Source organism: Polynucleobacter sp. HIN8 (genome assembly GCF_030297615.1).
In the GTDB taxonomy this organism is placed as follows: domain Bacteria; phylum Pseudomonadota; class Gammaproteobacteria; order Burkholderiales; family Burkholderiaceae; genus Polynucleobacter.
On record NZ_AP028139.1, the window covers coordinates 765,565 to 783,659 of the forward strand.

Annotated in this window: 16 protein-coding genes and 1 tRNA gene; 14 read left to right on the forward strand and 3 right to left on the reverse strand. The window is 49.6% G+C overall.

From position 1 onward, the window contains the following. Window positions 1–2: 2 nt before the first annotated feature. The gene (locus QUE65_RS04065) at window positions 3–389 is read right to left on the reverse strand and encodes a DUF2069 domain-containing protein (RefSeq protein WP_286282080.1); all 387 of its coding nucleotides are present in this window, start codon (window positions 387–389) and stop codon (window positions 3–5) included. Between the two features lie 3 nt (window positions 390–392). Continuing rightward, the gene (gene wrbA / locus QUE65_RS04070) at window positions 393–998 is read right to left on the reverse strand and encodes an NAD(P)H:quinone oxidoreductase (protein WP_286282081.1); all 606 of its coding nucleotides are present in this window, start codon (window positions 996–998) and stop codon (window positions 393–395) included. A 48-nt stretch (window positions 999–1,046) separates the two neighbouring features. Here wrbA and QUE65_RS04075 point away from each other — a divergent pair, with 48 nt between their 5' ends. From QUE65_RS04075 to QUE65_RS04085, 3 genes are read left to right on the forward strand one after another with little or no spacing between them, the layout of a single operon-like run. Then, the gene (locus QUE65_RS04075; RefSeq protein ID WP_286282082.1) at window positions 1,047–1,898 is read left to right on the forward strand and encodes a YihY family inner membrane protein; all 852 of its coding nucleotides are present in this window, start codon (window positions 1,047–1,049) and stop codon (window positions 1,896–1,898) included. A 15-nt stretch (window positions 1,899–1,913) separates the two neighbouring features. Continuing rightward, the gene (gene aroC, locus QUE65_RS04080; protein WP_286282083.1) at window positions 1,914–3,017 is read left to right on the forward strand and encodes a chorismate synthase; all 1,104 of its coding nucleotides are present in this window, start codon (window positions 1,914–1,916) and stop codon (window positions 3,015–3,017) included. 6 nt (window positions 3,018–3,023) lie between these two features. Further along, a complete protein-coding gene (locus QUE65_RS04085; RefSeq protein WP_286282085.1) occupies window positions 3,024–4,184 on the forward strand; it encodes an MFS transporter in 1,161 nt (386 codons plus the stop codon). Here the strand turns inward: QUE65_RS04085 and QUE65_RS04090 are convergent. Next, the gene (locus QUE65_RS04090; RefSeq protein ID WP_286282086.1) at window positions 4,173–5,843 is read right to left on the reverse strand and encodes an electron transfer flavoprotein-ubiquinone oxidoreductase; all 1,671 of its coding nucleotides are present in this window, start codon (window positions 5,841–5,843) and stop codon (window positions 4,173–4,175) included. The genes QUE65_RS04085 and QUE65_RS04090 overlap by 12 nt on opposite strands. Window positions 5,844–5,945: 102 nt before the next feature. Between QUE65_RS04090 and QUE65_RS04095 the strand changes: the two genes are divergently transcribed. From QUE65_RS04095 to pheT, 11 genes are all read left to right on the forward strand, one after another. Further along, the gene (locus QUE65_RS04095; protein ID WP_215372159.1) at window positions 5,946–6,641 is read left to right on the forward strand and encodes a CoA transferase subunit A; all 696 of its coding nucleotides are present in this window, start codon (window positions 5,946–5,948) and stop codon (window positions 6,639–6,641) included. A gap of 36 nt (window positions 6,642–6,677) precedes the next feature. Further along, window positions 6,678–7,331 carry a CoA transferase subunit B gene (locus QUE65_RS04100; protein ID WP_286282088.1) on the forward strand — a complete coding sequence of 218 codons (654 nt, stop codon included), beginning with the start codon at window positions 6,678–6,680 and terminating at the stop codon, window positions 7,329–7,331. Next, on the forward strand, window positions 7,328–9,148 hold the full coding sequence (locus tag QUE65_RS10370) for an alpha/beta fold hydrolase (protein WP_353506671.1): 1,821 nt from the start codon (window positions 7,328–7,330) through the stop codon (window positions 9,146–9,148). Before QUE65_RS04100 ends, QUE65_RS10370 begins: the two co-directional genes overlap by 4 nt. A 51-nt stretch (window positions 9,149–9,199) precedes the next feature. Next, on the forward strand, window positions 9,200–11,179 hold the full coding sequence (locus QUE65_RS04115; protein ID WP_458574777.1) for a RelA/SpoT family protein: 1,980 nt from the start codon (window positions 9,200–9,202) through the stop codon (window positions 11,177–11,179). Between the two features lie 18 nt (window positions 11,180–11,197). Next, a tRNA-Val gene (locus QUE65_RS04120) sits at window positions 11,198–11,274 on the forward strand. A gap of 77 nt (window positions 11,275–11,351) precedes the next feature. Then, on the forward strand, window positions 11,352–13,274 hold the full coding sequence (gene thrS, locus QUE65_RS04125) for a threonine--tRNA ligase (protein ID WP_286282092.1): 1,923 nt from the start codon (window positions 11,352–11,354) through the stop codon (window positions 13,272–13,274). 44 nt (window positions 13,275–13,318) lie between these two features. Then, window positions 13,319–13,840 (forward strand): translation initiation factor IF-3, encoded by a 522-nt coding sequence (gene infC, locus QUE65_RS04130; RefSeq protein ID WP_215372542.1) that lies wholly within the window; start codon window positions 13,319–13,321, stop codon window positions 13,838–13,840. Between the two features lie 114 nt (window positions 13,841–13,954). Further along, the gene (rpmI, locus tag QUE65_RS04135) at window positions 13,955–14,152 is read left to right on the forward strand and encodes a 50S ribosomal protein L35 (protein WP_108508271.1); all 198 of its coding nucleotides are present in this window, start codon (window positions 13,955–13,957) and stop codon (window positions 14,150–14,152) included. Between the two features lie 16 nt (window positions 14,153–14,168). Then, window positions 14,169–14,531: a 50S ribosomal protein L20 gene (gene rplT, locus QUE65_RS04140; RefSeq protein WP_108508272.1), complete on the forward strand. Its 363-nt coding sequence runs from the start codon at window positions 14,169–14,171 to the stop codon at window positions 14,529–14,531. A 12-nt stretch (window positions 14,532–14,543) separates the two neighbouring features. After that, the gene (pheS, locus tag QUE65_RS04145; protein WP_286282093.1) at window positions 14,544–15,587 is read left to right on the forward strand and encodes a phenylalanine--tRNA ligase subunit alpha; all 1,044 of its coding nucleotides are present in this window, start codon (window positions 14,544–14,546) and stop codon (window positions 15,585–15,587) included. 8 nt (window positions 15,588–15,595) lie between these two features. Then, window positions 15,596–18,037 (forward strand): phenylalanine--tRNA ligase subunit beta, encoded by a 2,442-nt coding sequence (pheT, locus tag QUE65_RS04150; protein ID WP_286282094.1) that lies wholly within the window; start codon window positions 15,596–15,598, stop codon window positions 18,035–18,037. The last annotated feature ends 58 nt before the right edge of the window (window positions 18,038–18,095 follow it).

Here is an 18,095-nt window from a genome sequence, read left to right on the forward strand (position 1 = left end):
TTCTAGTGCTTGGATTCGTCTTTTGCTTTCGCCTTAGCCGCTGCTTTGATCGGCTTGAGATACATCAGTAAGGCAACAAAAACAGTGACAGATAGAATCAGTTCGAGAATGGCCATCCACACATTCCAACCCGACTCGGTGATGCGCGTTAATGCTTCGGTGGTGTAGATGAGGATCGCCATACTACTCCATTGCATGGTGTACACATTCGCGCGCCAGACACCTGGCAGCATGATGATCAAAGGCACTGCCTTTAGGATTAACCAAGAACCACCAGGCCGAAGCGGTGCAATTAACCATTCCCAAGCCACACACAACACGATTAAATCAACGATTGCGGCACTGGCAATCAGCACATACTTATCTTTTTTCAGCAATCCACTGAGCATGATTTATTTGCCACCATGAAGACGTAAAGCGACTTCAGCCAAACGCTTACCTTGTGCAATGGCTAAGCGAGATTCTTCTGCACTAATCGGCGCGCTACCATCGGCATGCGCAAGATGCGATACCCCATAGGGCGTGCCGCCAGTGGTCGTATTCATGAGCTCAGGGTTGCTATACGGTAGACCAAGCACCACCATGCCATGATGAAAAAGCGGGATCATCATCGAGAGCAGGGTGGTTTCTTGACCACCATGTAAGCTACCGGTGCTGGTAAAAACACACGCGGGCTTCCCTTGCAGTGCGCCACTTAACCATTGTGAAGAACTGCCGTCGAGAAAAAATTTCAGGGGTGCGGCCATATTGCCAAAGCGTGTGGGTGATCCTAGAGCCAGGCCAATGCATTCCTCTAAATCGGAATACTCTACATAAGGAGGACCATCTTTGGGAACGGGCGGCTCGCTCGCTTCGCAAACGGTTGATACCGTAGGTACGGTTCGCAAACGCGCACTAACCCCAGCCACGCTCTCAATCCCTTGCCCAATAAAACGAGCGAGGGCCTCGGTTGCACCATGGCGGGAGTAGTACAACACCAGAATCTCGGATGAACCCATAGACTGCACTTTCTTTGGAATTTCAGATAGATCCCATATGATACGGTCATGCCATTATCTTTTCTGATCAAGCGTTGGTTGCCCATGGGTAAAGCGCTCTGGCAGCGGAATCAACATTTGCGTTTAAGCCAGGTATCGGCCAGTTTGTCGTTTACTACCATTTTGTCTTTGGTGCCAATGCTGACCATTGGATCCATCTTGCTGAGTCAATTCCCTGCGGTCGTTGATTTGCGTAATGCCTTTCAGGCTTGGCTTTTGAAGAACTATTTCCCAGGCGGCATTAGTCAACAGGTATTTACTTACCTCAACCAGTTCTCCGCTAAAGCAAAGGGATTAACCATCGTCGGTTCGTTAGGGCTTCTGATTACAACGATTTTGACCATGGTGGTGATTGAGCGTGCCTTCAATGAAATTTGGAGGGTAAGCGAGCGCCGACCTTTTCTCAAGAAACTTGCAATTTATTTGGCAGCGACCATCATCGGCCCCATACTTTTGGGCCTTGGCATTTACTTAAGTAGTGTATTGCTGGGCTCAGCGAGTGGCTGGTTCCCCACCTTATCGGCAGGATTTAAGTTCATTAGCACGATTATTCCCAGCCTATTAGCCTTAATTGTTTTTGCTCTCGCCTATCGGATCTTGCCCTACGCACCTGTAAGCTGGCGGGATGCGTTTATTGGTGCTGCTTTTGTGGCCGTCGCTTACGAGATCACCAAGTTTGGTTTTGCCTACTTCATGACCCAGACCGTCTTTTATAAAACGGTTTATGGCACCTTTGCGATCCTACCCCTCATGTTAATTTGGATCTACATCACGTGGTGGCTTACGCTTGCCGGCGCCGTGATCGTTGCCAATTTGCCAACGATTCGGCAAAACCGCCCACCGGAACTGGCCTCTGCCTAATGCCATAATGATGGTATGTCTGGAAATACCTTAGGCCTTCTATTTACGGTAACCACCTTTGGTGAGTCGCATGGTCCTGCGATTGGTGCAGTGGTCGATGGTTGTCCGCCGGGGATGGAGTTATCGGTCGACGATATTCAGGTGGATCTGGATCGACGCAAACCCGGAACCTCCCGCCATGTGACCCAACGTAAAGAAGAAGATAAGGTCGAGATTTTATCTGGGGTCTTCGAGGGTAAAACTACTGGCACCCCGATCGCTTTGTTGATTCGCAATACCGATCAACGCAGTCAAGATTACAGTGAGATCTTGCAAACCTTTCGTCCGGGCCACGCTGATTACAGCTATCACTATAAATATGGGTTTCGTGATCCACGCGGTGGCGGACGCTCCTCAGCGCGTTTAACTGCTCCCGTGGTTGCTGCTGCAGCGATTGCCAAAAAATGGTTGCGTGAGCACTATGGAACAGAGATCGTTGCTCATATGAGTCAACTCGGTGAGATAGCTATTCCTTTTGAGGATGCTCAATACATTACACAAAACCCATTCTTCGCCGCAAATGCCAGCATCATTACGAAGCTTGAAGAGTACATGGATCAACTGCGCAAAGCGGGTGACTCGTGCGGTGCCAAGATTGAGGTGATGGCCCGCCAGGTACCCATCGGTTTGGGTGAACCCCTTTTTGATAAGTTAGATGCTGATATTGCGCATGTGATGATGGGCATTAATGCGGTGAAGGGCGTCGAGATTGGAAAAGGATTTGGCGTGGTAGCCCAAAAGGGAAGTGCTCACGGCGATGAGATGCACCCAGACGGCTTTGCCACAAATAATGCTGGCGGTGTGTTGGGTGGTATTAGTACTGGCCAAGATATACGTGTAGCGATCGCCATCAAACCAACTTCAAGCATCATGAGCCCGAAGCAGACGATTGATTTGCACGGTAAGTCAACCACGATTCAGACCAAGGGGCGTCACGATCCCTGCGTCGGCATTCGGGCGGCGCCAATTGCAGAGGCCATGTTGGCCCTTGTCCTCATGGACCACGCCTTGCGCCATCGGGCTCAGTGTGGCGATGTTTCAGTACAACCACCCGCAATTCCGGCTGCGCGCACCAGCTAAGGATTCATGACAGCATCCTCGCGTTGGGCCTTCGGGGCCTTTTTCTTTTTGTACTTCGCCTACATTGGCCTCATGTCGCCCTATGCAAGCTTGTATTTTGCGGAGCTCGGATTTGGTGCGATCGAGATTGCTGCGTTGATGTCGATGTTGCAAGTGACTCGTATCCTAGGCCCTTTTTCTTGGGGCTGGCTCTCCGATTATTTATCCAACCGAGTGGGCATTATGCGTTTTTGTGGTGTTCTGGCAGTTTTGTGTTTTTGCGTCATCTTCTATTTAGAGCACTACATCCCATTTTTAATCTGGATGTTTATCCTGCACACTATTTTGAGTAGCATGATTCCGCTCGGGGAAGCGGCAACAGTCCATGCTTTATTTAAAGACAATTCGTTTGATCATCGCTATGGTCGTCTGCGCTTATGGGGATCCATTGGTTTTGTTGCCATGGTGTTGCTCGCTGGCGAAGTATTTCAATGGTGGGGAATTGAGGTCCTGCCATGGTTGGGTCTGGGCGTATTGATTGCATTGGCGATTGATACCTTTTTGCTACGCGAGCCCAAGATTGAGCGTCACCCCTTAGTACGCGGAGAACTGCGCGCCGTCTTACAACGCTTAGAAGTACGTTGGTTTTTGGTTTCGGCCTTTGCCATGATCTTTGGTCACGCAGCCCTGTATGTGTTTTATTCCCTTTATCTTGCCGATTTGGGATACAGCAAATCCGAGATTGGATTTTTCTGGACATTGGGTGTGACCGCAGAGGTGATCTTCTTTTACTTCCAAAGTAAAGTCATGTCGCGATATTCCCCAACGAGGGTATTACAAGCAACATTCATGATTGCAGTGATCCGCTTTGTGTTGATCGGTTACTTTGCGACCACCACTCTACTGATTCTGGCGCAGTTAATGCATGCCGCCACCTTCGCAGCGCACCACAGTGCGAGTACCAAATTAATTCAGGGTTGGTTTAGTGGGCCTTTGCAAGCTCGCGGTCAAGCACTTTTCACAACCGTCGCCTATGGCTTTGGCGGCACTCTAGGCGGCTTATGCGCAGGTTGGATTTGGGATCATTGGGGCCCCAATCAAGTCTTTGGTATGGCAGCGGTGGCGTGCGCCTTAGCTGGTGTTGCAATCGCCCAAGTGAAAACCAATCCGAAAGCCTTACATTCCTGAGTAGTTAGGACCACCGCCCCCTTCAGGGGTGACCCACACAATGTTTTGTGTGGGATCTTTGATGTCACAGGTTTTGCAATGCACGCAATTTTGGGCATTAATTTGTAATTTGGGTTTACCTTCTACCTCGATGTACTCATAAACACCGGCAGGGCAATACCGTTGCTCAGGACCCGCGTAGATATCAAGATTAATGGCCACAGGCACGCTTTCATCTTTGAGTGTGAGATGCGCCGGTTGATTCTCTTCATGATTGGTATTGGAGATAAATACCGACGAGAGTCGATCAAAAGTAATCCTGCCATCGGGCTTTGGATACTCAATCACCTGATGCAAGCGAGCTGGTTCGAGGTATTCGTAATCGGCTTTTTTCTGATGAATGGTCCACGGCATATTGCCACCAAACACCTTTTGTTCAATACCAACCATGAGGGTACCCAGATATAAACCTTTGGACATCCACGCTTTAAAGTTGCGTGCCTGTTTGAGTTCGGTATAAAGCCAGCTATTTTTAAAGGCACTCGGGTAGGCCGAGAGAATGTCATTGGCTCGGTTTTCTGAAAGTGCAGACATGGCTGCCTGAGCAGCCAACATACCGGATTTAATGGCTGCATGGCTGCCCTTAATACGGGAGGCGTTGAGGTAGCCCGCATCGCAGCCAATCAGAGCGCCGCCAGGGAATACGGTTTGCGGCAAACTATTTAGGCCACCGGCGGTAATGGCGCGCGCACCATAGGCCAAGCGCTTACCACCTTCAAAAGTTGGTCGAATCGCAGGATGCAATTTATAGCGCTGGAACTCATCAAAGGGGCTAAGGTAAGGGTTTCGATAAGAGAGACCAACGACCATCCCCACCGCAACCTTGTTCTCGCCAAAGTGATACAAAAATGATCCACCATAGGTTTGACTGTCCAATGGCCAACCTGCGGTATGAATTACAAGACCTGGGCGATGGTTCTCCGGAGTCACTTCCCAGAGCTCTTTAATGCCAATGCCATAACTCTGAGGATCGGACTCACGATCGAGTCGGTATTTGGTGATGAGTTGCTTACCAAGATGACCGCGTGAGCCCTCTGCAAATAAGGTGTACTTCGCTCGTAATTCCATCCCGAGTTGGAATTGCTCGGAAACATTTCCATCCTTGTGGATACCCAAATTACCAGTGGCGACCCCACAGACTGCACCCTGGGCGTTGAACAAAATTTCAGCGGCAGCAAACCCAGGAAAAATATCAACACCCAGTTGCTCGGCTTGACCGCCTAACCAGCGAGTGAAGTTACTTAAGCTCAATATGTAATTACCGCGATTACTAAAACAATTCGGTAGCAGAAGGTGGGGAACTGTGAAGGAGCTCGATTCGGTCAGAAAAATGAATTCATCTTTGCTAACTGGCGTCTCGAGAGGAGCCCCCATTGATTGCCAATCTGGGAATAATTCATTGAGAGCGCGCGGATCCATGATGGCGCCTGACAAAATATGAGCACCGACCTCAGAACCCTTTTCTAGGACACAAACGGAGATCTCGCGACCCTCGCGCTGGGCAATTTGTTTGGCATGGATTGCCGCGGACAAGCCAGCAGGGCCACCCCCGACGATCACGAGGTCATAGTCCATGGCCTCGCGTGGGCCATATTGCGCAAGTAATTCCTCGGTATTCATAGCCCTAGTTTAGTGCTTTTGAGCCACGAATCAGTCATGCAGAGCGGTTATCATTTGAGCTTGTTAGGAATTGATTGAAGAACGTGAAAGAAAGTTAGGCGAATGAATAAGATATTTCCCAATGCCCGCGCTGCTCTTGAGGACATTATGAAAGATGGGCAGACCATCGCGGTTGGTGGTTTTGGTTTATGTGGCATCCCCGAAGCCCTGATTGCAGCAGTCAAAGAGTTAGGGACTAAAAACCTAACTGCAATATCGAACAATGCCGGCGTCGATGATTTTGGTTTAGGGATTCTCTTGGCCACTCGGCAAGTCAAAAAAATGATTTCATCCTATGTTGGAGAAAATAAAGAGTTTGAGCGCCAATATTTAGCTGGTGAACTCGAGCTGGAATTTACTCCGCAAGGTACCCTCGCAGAAAAATTGCGCGCAGGTGGTTGCGGTATTCCTGCGTTTTATACCAAAACGGGTGTTGGAACGATTGTTGCTGAAGGTAAAGATGTTCGTGAGTTTGATGGCGAGCAGTACATCTTGGAGCGCTCATTGGTTGCCGATGTCTCGCTCGTCAAAGCATGGAAAGCCGACAAGGCAGGTAATTTGCTATATCGCTTAACTGCCCGTAACTTTAATCCAGTGGTGGCGATGGCAGGAAAAATCACCGTGGTGGAAGTTGAAGAGATTGTGGAGAACGGAGAGCTTATCCCGGATCAAATTCATACCCCTGGTATTTATGCCCATCGGATTGTGCTCAATCCCCATCCTGAAAAACGGATCGAGCAACGCACACTCTCACAGTAACCATTCACTTGAAAAGATTAAACAGAGGAAATTGCAATGCCTTGGAATCGCGATGAAATGGCAGCCCGTGCTGCAAAAGAATTACACGACGGTGACTACGTTAATTTAGGAATTGGGATGCCCACCTTGGTCGCCAACCATGTTCCTAAGGGAATGGAGGTTTGGCTCCAGTCTGAGAACGGTTTGTTAGGGATTGGTCCTTTTCCTACCGAAGCACAAGTCGATGCCGACATGATTAATGCGGGTAAACAAACCGTCACGACCTTACCAGGATCAGCCATTTTTTCATCCGCTGATTCATTTGGGATGATTCGGGGTGGCAAGATCAATATTGCGATCTTGGGCGCAATGCAGGTGAGTGAGCACGGTGATTTAGCCAACTGGATGATCCCTGGAAAAATGGTGAAGGGCATGGGTGGCGCGATGGACTTGGTTGCCGGCGTCAAGCATGTCGTGGTGCTGATGGAGCACGTCGCCAAGAAAAAAGATGGCACGGAAGAAATCAAAATTCTGCCAAAGTGCACTCTCCCATTAACCGGACTAGGAGTGATTAACCGCATCATCACTGATTTGGGTGTACTCGATATTACGCCTAAAGGATTGAGGTTAGTGGAATTGGCGCCAGGCGTGACCAAGGAAGAAATTCAGTCAAAGACGGGTGCTCCCATCGATACTAGTACGGTGCATTGAAGACCGAACATTTACATGCTCACAAACGCGGGGATGCGAGTCATGCCCACGCGATAGCGGATCGCAAGCAATCCTTACTATGGATTGCGATGTTCTTCACTCTTGGGTTTGCATTTGTTGAGTTTTTTGCAGGCTTAATCTCTGGTTCCTTGGCACTGATGTCCGATGCTGGGCATATGGTGACCGACTCTGCGGCGCTTGGTCTGGCTATTCTGGCGCAGTACATTGCCAGACGCCCCCCATCAGCAAAGCATTCCTTTGGCTTTGGTCGAGCCGAAGCACTTGCTGCTTTTGTGAACAGTCTTGTGATGGTAGGTTTGGTCATTTGGATTGTGATTGAGGCCGTGAGTCGGATACAGGATCCGCATCCAGTATCAGGAATGACCGTGACCATCGTGGCCGCACTCGGATTAGCGGTGAACCTCATTGTTGCCTGGGTCTTGTCACGCGATCAAAAGAGCGTCAATACCCGTGCTGCACTGGTGCACGTCATGGGCGATCTCTTGGGATCGATCGCCGCTTTGGTATCAGGGGTTGTGATTCAGTTAACGGGATGGATGCCGATCGACCCCATCTTATCGATCTTTGTAGCGCTCTTGATCCTCAAATCCACAATTGCCATCCTAAAAGAGTCGTACCACTTCTTGATGGAAGGTGTACCGCTGCACATTGACTATGTGAAAGTTGGTGAAGATTTATCCCGTATTGAGGGAGTGATGGCGATCCACGATTTGCATGTCTGGGAGATGAGTCCTGGTCATCCCGCATTGATCGCCCACGTTGAGATTAAACAGTTCAAACAGTGGCCGCGGATTCTTGCAAACCTAACCACCATGTTGCGTGAGTCGTACGGTATTGATCACATTACATTGCAACCCGAAGAGGCTGGCAAACAAGAGCTGGAGCCAACGCCAGTTAGTGTAGAGCAGGCTCGGCATACTGCGTTACTCAATCGGGATCATCATGGGCATACCGATTATGTGGAATGTTCAAGTCCTGCCGGCTCCCATCGCATGGTCTTTCATAGCTGGGGCGATCCTCGCAATCCGAGTGTGCTGTATTGCGTTCATGGCTTATCACGACGTGGCAGTGATTTTCGGGCAATGGCTGAGGCCTTATGCGATCGCCATTTCGTAGTTTGTCCAGATATCGTTGGCCGTGGTGAGTCTGATTTTCTGAGTAATCCGATGTTCTATACCGTTCCGCAATACGTGACCGATATGAAGACCTTAAGCACTAAATTAGGTGTTCACTCAGTCAATTGGTTTGGAACCTCGATGGGCGGTTTAATTGGTATGGTGTATGCGGCAATGCCTGGCAATGGCATCAAGCGACTATTGCTGAATGATGTCGGACCGCGGATTGAGCCAGCGGCATTAATTCGGTTAGCAAGCTACGTGGGTAAACCATTTTCTTATGTGAATCGCGATGTAGCGATGGATAAACTCAAATCGATTTGCGCTCCCTTTGGCAAGCACACGGATGCCGAGTGGGAGCTTCTCAATGGACCCATGCTGATTCAGAAAGATCAGCAGTGGATCTTGCACTATGACCCAGCCATTTCAGTGCCATTTGCCTCGGTGACCCCAGCTTTGGCTCAAGCGGGTGAGTTGGCCATGTGGCAAAGTTTTCAGAGCATTGAGTGCCCCATTTTGATTGTGCGCGGCGCGGACTCCGATTTGCTATCGAGGCAAACGGTTGAAGAAATGTGTCAATTCAATTCGCATGCGAAGAGTGTTGAGATCGCCAATACTGGACATGCTCCTGCCTTTGTTAAAAAAGAGCAAATTGACATTGCACGCCAATTCTTCGTATAGTGTTTTATCAGCAATTCATCATTCATCGCTGTGAGTCTTAACGAGTCAACACTGCCGTTATCGACAAATCCCATCGAAGGGTTTGAGGGCGATGCCTGGTTTGGCGAGCCCGAGGAGGCGCATTCCCACTCGGTATCCGAGATTTTGCAAGCACTACGTTTGGATGAGGCAAGCGTCACAGCCGCCCGTCATTTACATAGCAGCCTTGGAAAAGAACCCTTAACAAAACAACTTGGACCGGATGCCGCTACTTTATTGATTGGGTACCGAGGTCTACGTCAGGCCCAAGCAAAACTGATTAAGCATGACGGACAGTCGCGGGTAGCAGGTCAAGAGGAGATCTTGCGCAAAATGCTGTTGGCATTTGGGAACGATCTTCGTGTGGTACTCATTTATTTAGCCTCGCGCTTACAAACCTTACGCTGGATTGCTAAGCATCGCATCAAAGTAAAGCCGTCTTGGGCTCAGGAGATTTTAGATATTGATGCGAGCTTAGCCAATCGCCTGGGTATATGGCAAATGAAATGGGAGATGGAGGATCTTGCATTTCGGGTATTAGCAGCAGACACCTATAAAGAAATTGCTGGACTATTGGATGCCAAACGCACGGAGCGTGAGCGGTTCATTGCTGATGTGATCGGGCGACTCAATCACGAACTATCGATGACCAATATCAAGGCCGATGTGCAAGGTCGACCCAAACACATTTACAGCATCTGGAAAAAAATGCAGGGCAAATCCTTAGAGTTTGCCAATCTCTATGATGTGCGCGCATTTCGGGTACTCGTTGATGACGTTAAAGCGTGCTATGCGACTCTAGGCTTAGTTCACAACATCTGGCAGCCTGTTCCTAAAGAATTTGATGACTACATTGCAAGACCCAAGCCAAACGGCTATCAATCCTTACACACCGTTGTGATTGATGAAGAGGGGATTGCGTTTGAGATTCAGATTCGTACGCAAGAAATGCATCGTCAGGCTGAGTACGGCTTAGCCGCTCACTGGCGCTACAAGGAGGGCGCGTATGCAGCGCAAGCAAAAGATCTCGGAACGCACAGTGCTGCGGTAGCTTATGAGCGCCAGATCGCATGGGCGCGACAATTGATCTCGTGGAAAGAGGATGCTTGGGAGCAACTCAAGCATCATGAGATTGATGATCATATTTATGTTCTCACTCCTTTGGGAAAAGTGATTGCTCTGGAGAAGGGCTCGTCACCGATTGACTTTGCCTATGCCGTTCATACTGATCTTGGTCATCGCTGTCGTGGCGCTCGGATTGATGGGGCCATGGTACCACTCGATACCGCCTTGCATAATGGTCAAACCGTGGAAATTATTTCTGTGAAGCAAGGTGGGCCCTCAAGGGATTGGCTCAATCCCGAGCGCGGTTATCTGCGCTCACAGCGGGCGCGAGCTCGTGTGCGCGCATGGTTCAATGCACTCGACGATGAAGCGAGTCAAGCCCCCAATAAAGTAAATGATGGCAAGCTCGATAAGAGCATCGATAAGCCACTTGATAAAAAAGACGAGATCCAGATTCGCACGCGTGCGACTGCTGCGAATCAGCGTGGCGACGTATTGGTCGTGGGAGTAGATTCCTTACTAACTCAGTTAGCCAAATGCTGTCGACCCGTTCCTCCCGATCCAATCGCCGGTTTTGTTACACAAGGTCGTGGGGTGTCGATTCATCGTCGCAGTTGCAAAACCTTTCGAGGGCTCTTGGAACGCGCTCCAGAGCGCGTGATCCAAACCGCATGGAGTTCCAAATTAGATTCCGAGCAGGGCGGCAACAAAGAACGTGTTTTCCCAGCCGATTTGTCAATCATTGCACTGGATCGCCCTGAACTGATGCGCGAACTGTTTGAGATTACTTCTAAGATTGGAGTGCATGTGATCGATCTCAAAAAATCGGTTCGTAAAGGCTTGGCACATATCCAATTAACGGTTGAAATCTCCAATGCCGAAGCCTTACGGTTAGTTCAAACTGGGCTTGAGGGATTGCGCGGCGTTACCGAAGTGCGCAGGCGGTGATAAACTCTTGATGAATATAGGCTCGTAGCTCAGCTGGTTAGAGCACCACCTTGACATGGTGGGGGTCGTTGGTTCGAGTCCAATCGAGCCTACCAACGAAACAGATCGGAATGCGCGTTGTGTTCATAGTGTGTGGGACGAACGCGCATTCTCTTTTATGCATGGAGTGGTTATGGTAGCGGTTACTCTTCCCGATGGTTCGAAGCGCGAGTTTGCTGCGCCAGTGACCATTGCTGAAGTTGCCCAATCCATTGGCAGCGGCTTAGCCAAAGCAGCACTCGCGGGCTCTGTGGATGGTCGTTTAGTCGATCTCAGTTACACAATTGATCATGATGTGCAGTTGGCCATCATTACCGATAAAAATCCTGAAGGTCTGGATATTATTCGCCACTCCACGGCGCATTTACTCGCGTATGCCGTCAAAGAGCTATTCCCTGATGCACAGGTCACCATTGGCCCCGTGATTGAGAACGGCTTTTATTACGACTTCTCCTATCATCGCCCCTTTACGCCAGATGACCTAGCTGCGCTTGAGAAAAAAATGCTCGAGCTTGCCAAGAAGGATGAACCTGTCAGCCGTCAAGTGATGCCCCGCGATCAAGCCGTTGAATTTTTTAAACAACAAGGCGAACTCTACAAAGCAGAAATCATTGCAAGCATTCCCCAAAACGAAGAGGTCTCGCTCTACACCGAGGGTAAATTTACCGACCTTTGCCGCGGCCCTCACGTCCCCTCCACTGGAAAGTTAAAGGTATTCAAGCTCATGAAGCTTGCCGGCGCCTACTGGCGTGGTGATAGTAAAAATGAGATGCTGCAACGAATTTATGGCACCGCTTGGACCAAGAAAGAAGATCAAGACGCTTACTTGCACATGCTTGAGGAAACCGAGAAGCGCGATCATCGGCGCCTAGGTAAACAGCTTGATTTATTTCATTTTCAGGATGAGGCCCCAGGTCTTGTGTTTTGGCATCCCAAGGGTTGGGCCATTTGGCAAGAGGTGGAGCAGTATATGCGCCGCGTTTATCAGAACGAGGGTTATCAAGAGGTCAAGGCTCCGCAAATTCTGGATCGTGGTCTTTGGGAAAAATCCGGTCATTGGGACAACTACAAAGAGAATATGTTCACGACCGAGTCGGAGAACCGTGCTTATGCACTAAAGCCCATGAACTGCCCAGGCCATGTGCAAATCTTTAATTCAGGGTTGCATAGCTATCGGGAGTTGCCGCTACGCTTTGGTGAGTTTGGGCAATGCCATCGCAATGAACCCTCTGGCGCATTACATGGGTTAATGCGAGTGCGCGGATTTACTCAAGACGATGGCCATATTTTTTGTACCGAGGATCAGATTCAGGCAGAGGTCGCCGCATTTGACCAAGCGGTTCGTGCGGTCTATCGCGATTTTGGCTTTACAGAAGTCGCCGTGAAATTAGCCCTGCGTCCTGCTAAGCGGGTTGGGGATGATGTCATTTGGGATAAAGCCGAGGCATCACTGCGGGGAGCACTCAAAGCATCCGGTCAAACGTGGGAAGAACTTCCTGGTGAAGGCGCTTTTTATGGACCCAAAATTGAATACCACCTAAAGGATTCGATTGGACGTTCGTGGCAATGCGGCACCATGCAGGTCGACTTTTCCATGCCAGCGCGCCTCGGTGCTGAGTATGTTGCTGAAGATAACAGCCGTAAAGTTCCAGTGATGCTGCATCGCGCTATTGTGGGTTCCCTAGAGCGTTTTATTGGGATTTTGATCGAAAACCACGCTGGCGCAATGCCAGTTTGGCTAGCCCCAACCCAAGCAATCGTCCTTAATATCTCTGAAAATTCGGCCGAATATGCCCAAAAAATCCAGCAAATGCTGAAAAAACAAGGGTTTAGAGTGGAATCGGATTTGCGAAATGAGAAAATTACGTATAAAATACGCGAACACGCATTACAAAAACTGCCTTATTTGCTTGTTGTTGGCGATAAAGAGCGTGAAAGTAATACGGTGGCCGTTCGTGCCCGTGGCGGAATTGATCTAGGGGTAATGCCCGTAGATGCCTTCGTCACCCGACTCCAGCAGGATATTGCCCAGAAAGTCGGACCCGAGCTTAGCTAGGGGGTGTGATGGCTTTTGATTGTTTTTGAGAGAGGAATTAGAAGATCGCTACTGAAAAATTGCAACGCATCAATCAGGAAATTACTGCTCCTGTAGTGCGTTTGATCGGATCCGACGGCAACGTAGTCGGTGTAGTTAAGTTGAACGAAGCCTTACGATTGGCAGAGGAAGAAGATACCGACTTAGTCGAGATTGCTCCGAATGCTGATCCACCCGTGGTCCGAGTGATGGATTTCGGTAAGTTCAAATACCAAGAAGCCAAGCGTCAGCACGAAGCCAAGCTGAAGCAAAAGGTGATTCAGGTGAAGGAAGTGAAATTCCGGCCTGGTACCGATGATGGTGATTATGGTGTGAAGCTGCGTAATCTGATCCGCTTTTTAGAAGATGGCGATAAAACAAAAATTACGCTTCGGTTTCGGGGTCGCGAAATGGCCCATCAAGAAATCGGTGCAAAGATGTTGGATCGACTGAAGGTGGATTTAGAGCCTTACGGTCAAGTCGAGCAATTTCCGAAGATGGAAGGCCGACAAATGGTGATGGTCTTAGCACCCGCCAAGAAGAAGTAAGAGTTTGTAGTAGATGCAGTAGTAGTAAGCAGTACCAAGTAGCGAATGATCGGTACAGGAAGAGCAGCCGTCGGTTGCCACCGTAGTCGCACAGAGAATGAAAAGGGAGCAGTCATGCCCAAAATGAAGACCAAAAGTGGCGCAGCCAAGCGCTTCAAGGTCCGCGCGAGTGGATCGATTAAGCGAGGACAGGCGTTCAAGCGTCACATCCTTACCAAGAAAACCACCAAGAACAAGCGTCAATTGCGGGGTTCCGCTCCGGTCGCGAAATCCGATGTGAAGTCGATTCGCGCCATGATGCCTTACGCATAAATCTTAGGAGAGCACAATGCCAAGAGTAAAACGTGGGGTTACAGCGAGAGCCCGTCATAAGAAAGTCACCGATGCCGCAACTGGTTATCGTGGACGTCGTAAAAACGTATTCCGGATCGCTAAAGAAGCGGTCATGCGCGCTGGGCAATATGCCTATCGCGATCGTCGTAACAAGAAGCGCGTCTTTCGTGCTTTGTGGATTGCCAGGATCAACGCTGCTGTGCGTGAACACGATATGACCTATAGCGTGTTCATGAACGGCATGAAGAAAGCGTCGATTGAACTCGATCGTAAAGTTCTCTCGGATATGGCCGTGTTTGACAAAGACGCATTTGCTGCTTTGGTCACACGCGTCAAATCTGCTGTAGCACACGCTTAAGTTCCTGCAACCATGGTTTCTCTCGACCAACTTGTCGAGGATGCCAAACGCGATTTCTCCAAAGCCAGCGACCCCGCTGCTTTGGAGGATGCAAAAGCTCGGTATCTCGGTAAATCAGGACTCTTAACTGAGCGCTTAAAGGCGCTTGGTGGGATGTCGCCTGAAGAGCGTAAAAGCGCAGGTGCGGAGATCAACCGAGCCAAGACAGCTGTTGAGGATGCCTTAAATGCACGCCGTCAAGCGCTCGCGGATCAAGTATTACAAGCCCGACTTGCGGCTGAAGCAATCGATGTGTCATTGCCAGGTCGTGGTCAGGCCTTAGGTAGTTTGCATCCAGTGATGCGCACCTGGGAACGGGTTGAAACCATTTTTCACTCGATTGGCTTTGATGTTGCCGATGGCCCAGAGATTGAAACCGATTGGTTTAATTTCACGGCCCTCAATAGCCCCGAGAATCACCCTGCACGCTCGATGCAAGACACCTTCTATGTTGATGGGAACGATGCGCAAGGCAAGCCACTGTTACTTAGAACGCACACGAGTCCGATCCAGGTGCGTTATGCCAGCGAGCACGTTAAGCGCTATGGTCAGGATAATATGCCACCGATCAAAGTGATTGCACCGGGCCGGACCTACCGTGTGGATAGCGATGCAACGCATTCGCCCATGTTCCATCAAGTGGAGGGCCTATGGATTGCTAGGGATGTCTCCTTTGCTGATCTAAAAGGTGTCTACACCGATTTCTTGCGCACCTTTTTTGAGACCGACGCCTTGCAAGTCCGTTTTCGGCCATCGTATTTTCCATTTACTGAGCCGTCGGCTGAAATTGATATGGCCTTTGCTAGCGGTAAATTAGCGGGTCGATGGTTAGAAATCTCTGGGGCGGGCCAAGTCCACCCCAATGTGTTGCGGAATATGGGCATCGATCCCGAGCGGTATATGGGGTTTGCCTTCGGATCGGGGCTCGAGCGTCTGACCATGCTGCGTTATGGCATTGACGATCTACGCCTCTTTTTTGATAACGATTTGCGCTTCCTTACGCAATTTCCGGCTTAGTCCGCATCATGCAATTTTCTGAATCCTGGTTACGTCAGTTCGTTAATCCGCCCATTGATAGCGAGGCACTGTCGCATGCCTTGACCATGGCAGGTCTTGAGGTCGAAGAGCGGCGCTCACTGGCCCCACCATTTACTAAGGTTGTTGTAGCCGAAATTATTTCAGCAGAGCAGCATCCTGATGCGGATCGCTTGCGAGTCTGCCGTGTCAATGCAGGACCTAATCATTCTGATTTGCAAATTGTGTGTGGTGCTCCAAATGCACGCGCTGGTATCAAAATTCCGTGCGCCTTGGTTGGGGCTGAGTTGCCTCCTAGCGAAGTCGGTGGAAAACCATTTCAGATCAAGGTTGGCAAGTTACGCGGTATTGAAAGTAATGGGATGTTATGTTCTGGGCGCGAGTTGGGTCTGGGCGAAGACCATGCCGGAATTCTGGAGTTACCCAAAGATGCCCCAGTGGGTGAGGACCTGCGCGAGTACCTGCATTTAGACGATCAACTCTTTACCATCAAACTCACACCCAATAAAGCCGATTGCTTATCGCTCATCGGTATTGCGAGGGAAGTCGCTGCGATTACTGGAGCTGCTCTTTGTGTTCCAAAGCGAGAGCCGCTTGCATCAACGATCAATGATCGCGTGTCGGTCAACATCATGGATGCAGATCTATGTGGTCGCTTTGCTGGACGCGTGATTCGAGGGGTGAATACTCATGTAGCGACACCAACCTGGATAAAAGATCGCTTAGCAAGCGCTGGTCAGCGCAGTATCTCGCCATTGGTGGATATCTCGAACTATGTAATGCTTGAGATGGGCCAGCCCAATCATATCTTCGATCTCGATCAACTAAAGGCTCCGATTGAAGTGCGCTGGGGTAAATCTGGCGAGTCTTTGAAGTTACTCAATGAGCAAACGGTAGAAGCTCATTTGGAAGGAATGCCTGTTGGTGTGGTTGCGGATCAGATAGGCCCCATTAGTCTTGCAGGGATTATGGGCGGTGATCGTACTGCGGTAAGTGATAAAACCCAGAACGTCTATGTTGAGACAGCCTTTTGGTGGCCAGCGGCGATTGCAGGTCGCGCTAGACGGTATCACTTTACAACCGATGCAGGCCATCGTTTTGAGCGTGGGGTTGATCCGCAATTAACCATTTCTGCATTGGACTACCTCAGTCAACTCATTGTGGAGATCTGTGGTGGTCAATTGGGTCCCATCGATGATCAAATCACGCATTTGCCAGAACGTAAAGCCGTATCGATGCGCCTAGAGCGCGCTCAACGTGTGATTGGCATTCCATTGAACATCGAGCAAGTCAGTGATGTCTTCAAACGCTTAGGTCTGGAGTTTTCTGTTTCAGGGCAAGGCGAGGCTAGTGTGTTTACTGTAAAGGCCCCAAGTTATCGCTTTGATCTGGATATTGAAGAGGATCTCATCGAAGAAGTAGCCCGTTTATATGGATTTGAAAACATTCCGGATCACCCACCCAAAGCGGAGTTGAAGATGAGCGCGCCACTGGAGCGTCAACGACCCGTGCACACGCTGCGCCATCGCTTGGCGCATGAGGGGTATCAAGAGGTCTTGAACTTTGGATTTATTGATTCCCAGTCCGAGATGCAGATGGGGCAGAGTAATCCCATTGCCGTATTGAATCCGATTGCAAGTCAATATGGCGTGATGCGTAGTAATTTATGGGGTGGTCTCTTACAGAATTTACGCAGTAATCTAAACCGTGGTGCTGCTCGGGTTCGTATTTTTGAAATCGGTCGGGTATTTGCCAGAGATTCCAGTCAGATGGAGGCCCCTGGTATCGTGGCTGGCTTTGTTCAAACTAAACAAGTAGGTGGCTTAGCCTATGGTTATGCAAACCCCGAACAATGGGGAACACCCAATCGCTTAGTGGATTTCTTTGATGTCAAAGGTGATTTGCAGCGCGTGCTAACTCCTTTGCAGCTCCAGACCAAAGCGGCAGAGCAGGCACATCCCGCCTTACACCCTGGACGTAGCGCCCGCATTGATTTGTGCGATCAAGCGATTGGCTGGATTGGTGAGTTGCATCCAGCTCTACAGCAAGTCTTTGAGCTGAGTTCGGCCCCGGTATTGTTTTTCCTCAATTGGGATGCGATTTGTGATGTGGGCTTACCAGCGCCAACCGAGATTAGTAAGTTTCCTGCGGTGCAACGCGATCTTGCAGTGGTCGTGGAACAATCGGTCGCGGCTCAGACCTTACTGGATGTGATGATGGCGCAGCGTCAACCTTTCGTTCGCAAGATTGAGCTCTTTGATGAGTTTCGTCCTCAAAAAGAGAGTAGTTCGATGGCACTTCATGAGAAAAGCCTTGCGTTTCGGGTCACCTTGGGCAATGATCACGATACATTGCAAGACAAAGACGTGGAAGTTTGTATGACCGCGTTACTGGATGCCTTAAAGAAGCAGTGCAAAGCGCGATTGCGTTAGTACAATTTGGATTTTGATATATTAGTCAATAAATCAATTAATTAGAATCAGAAAAGAG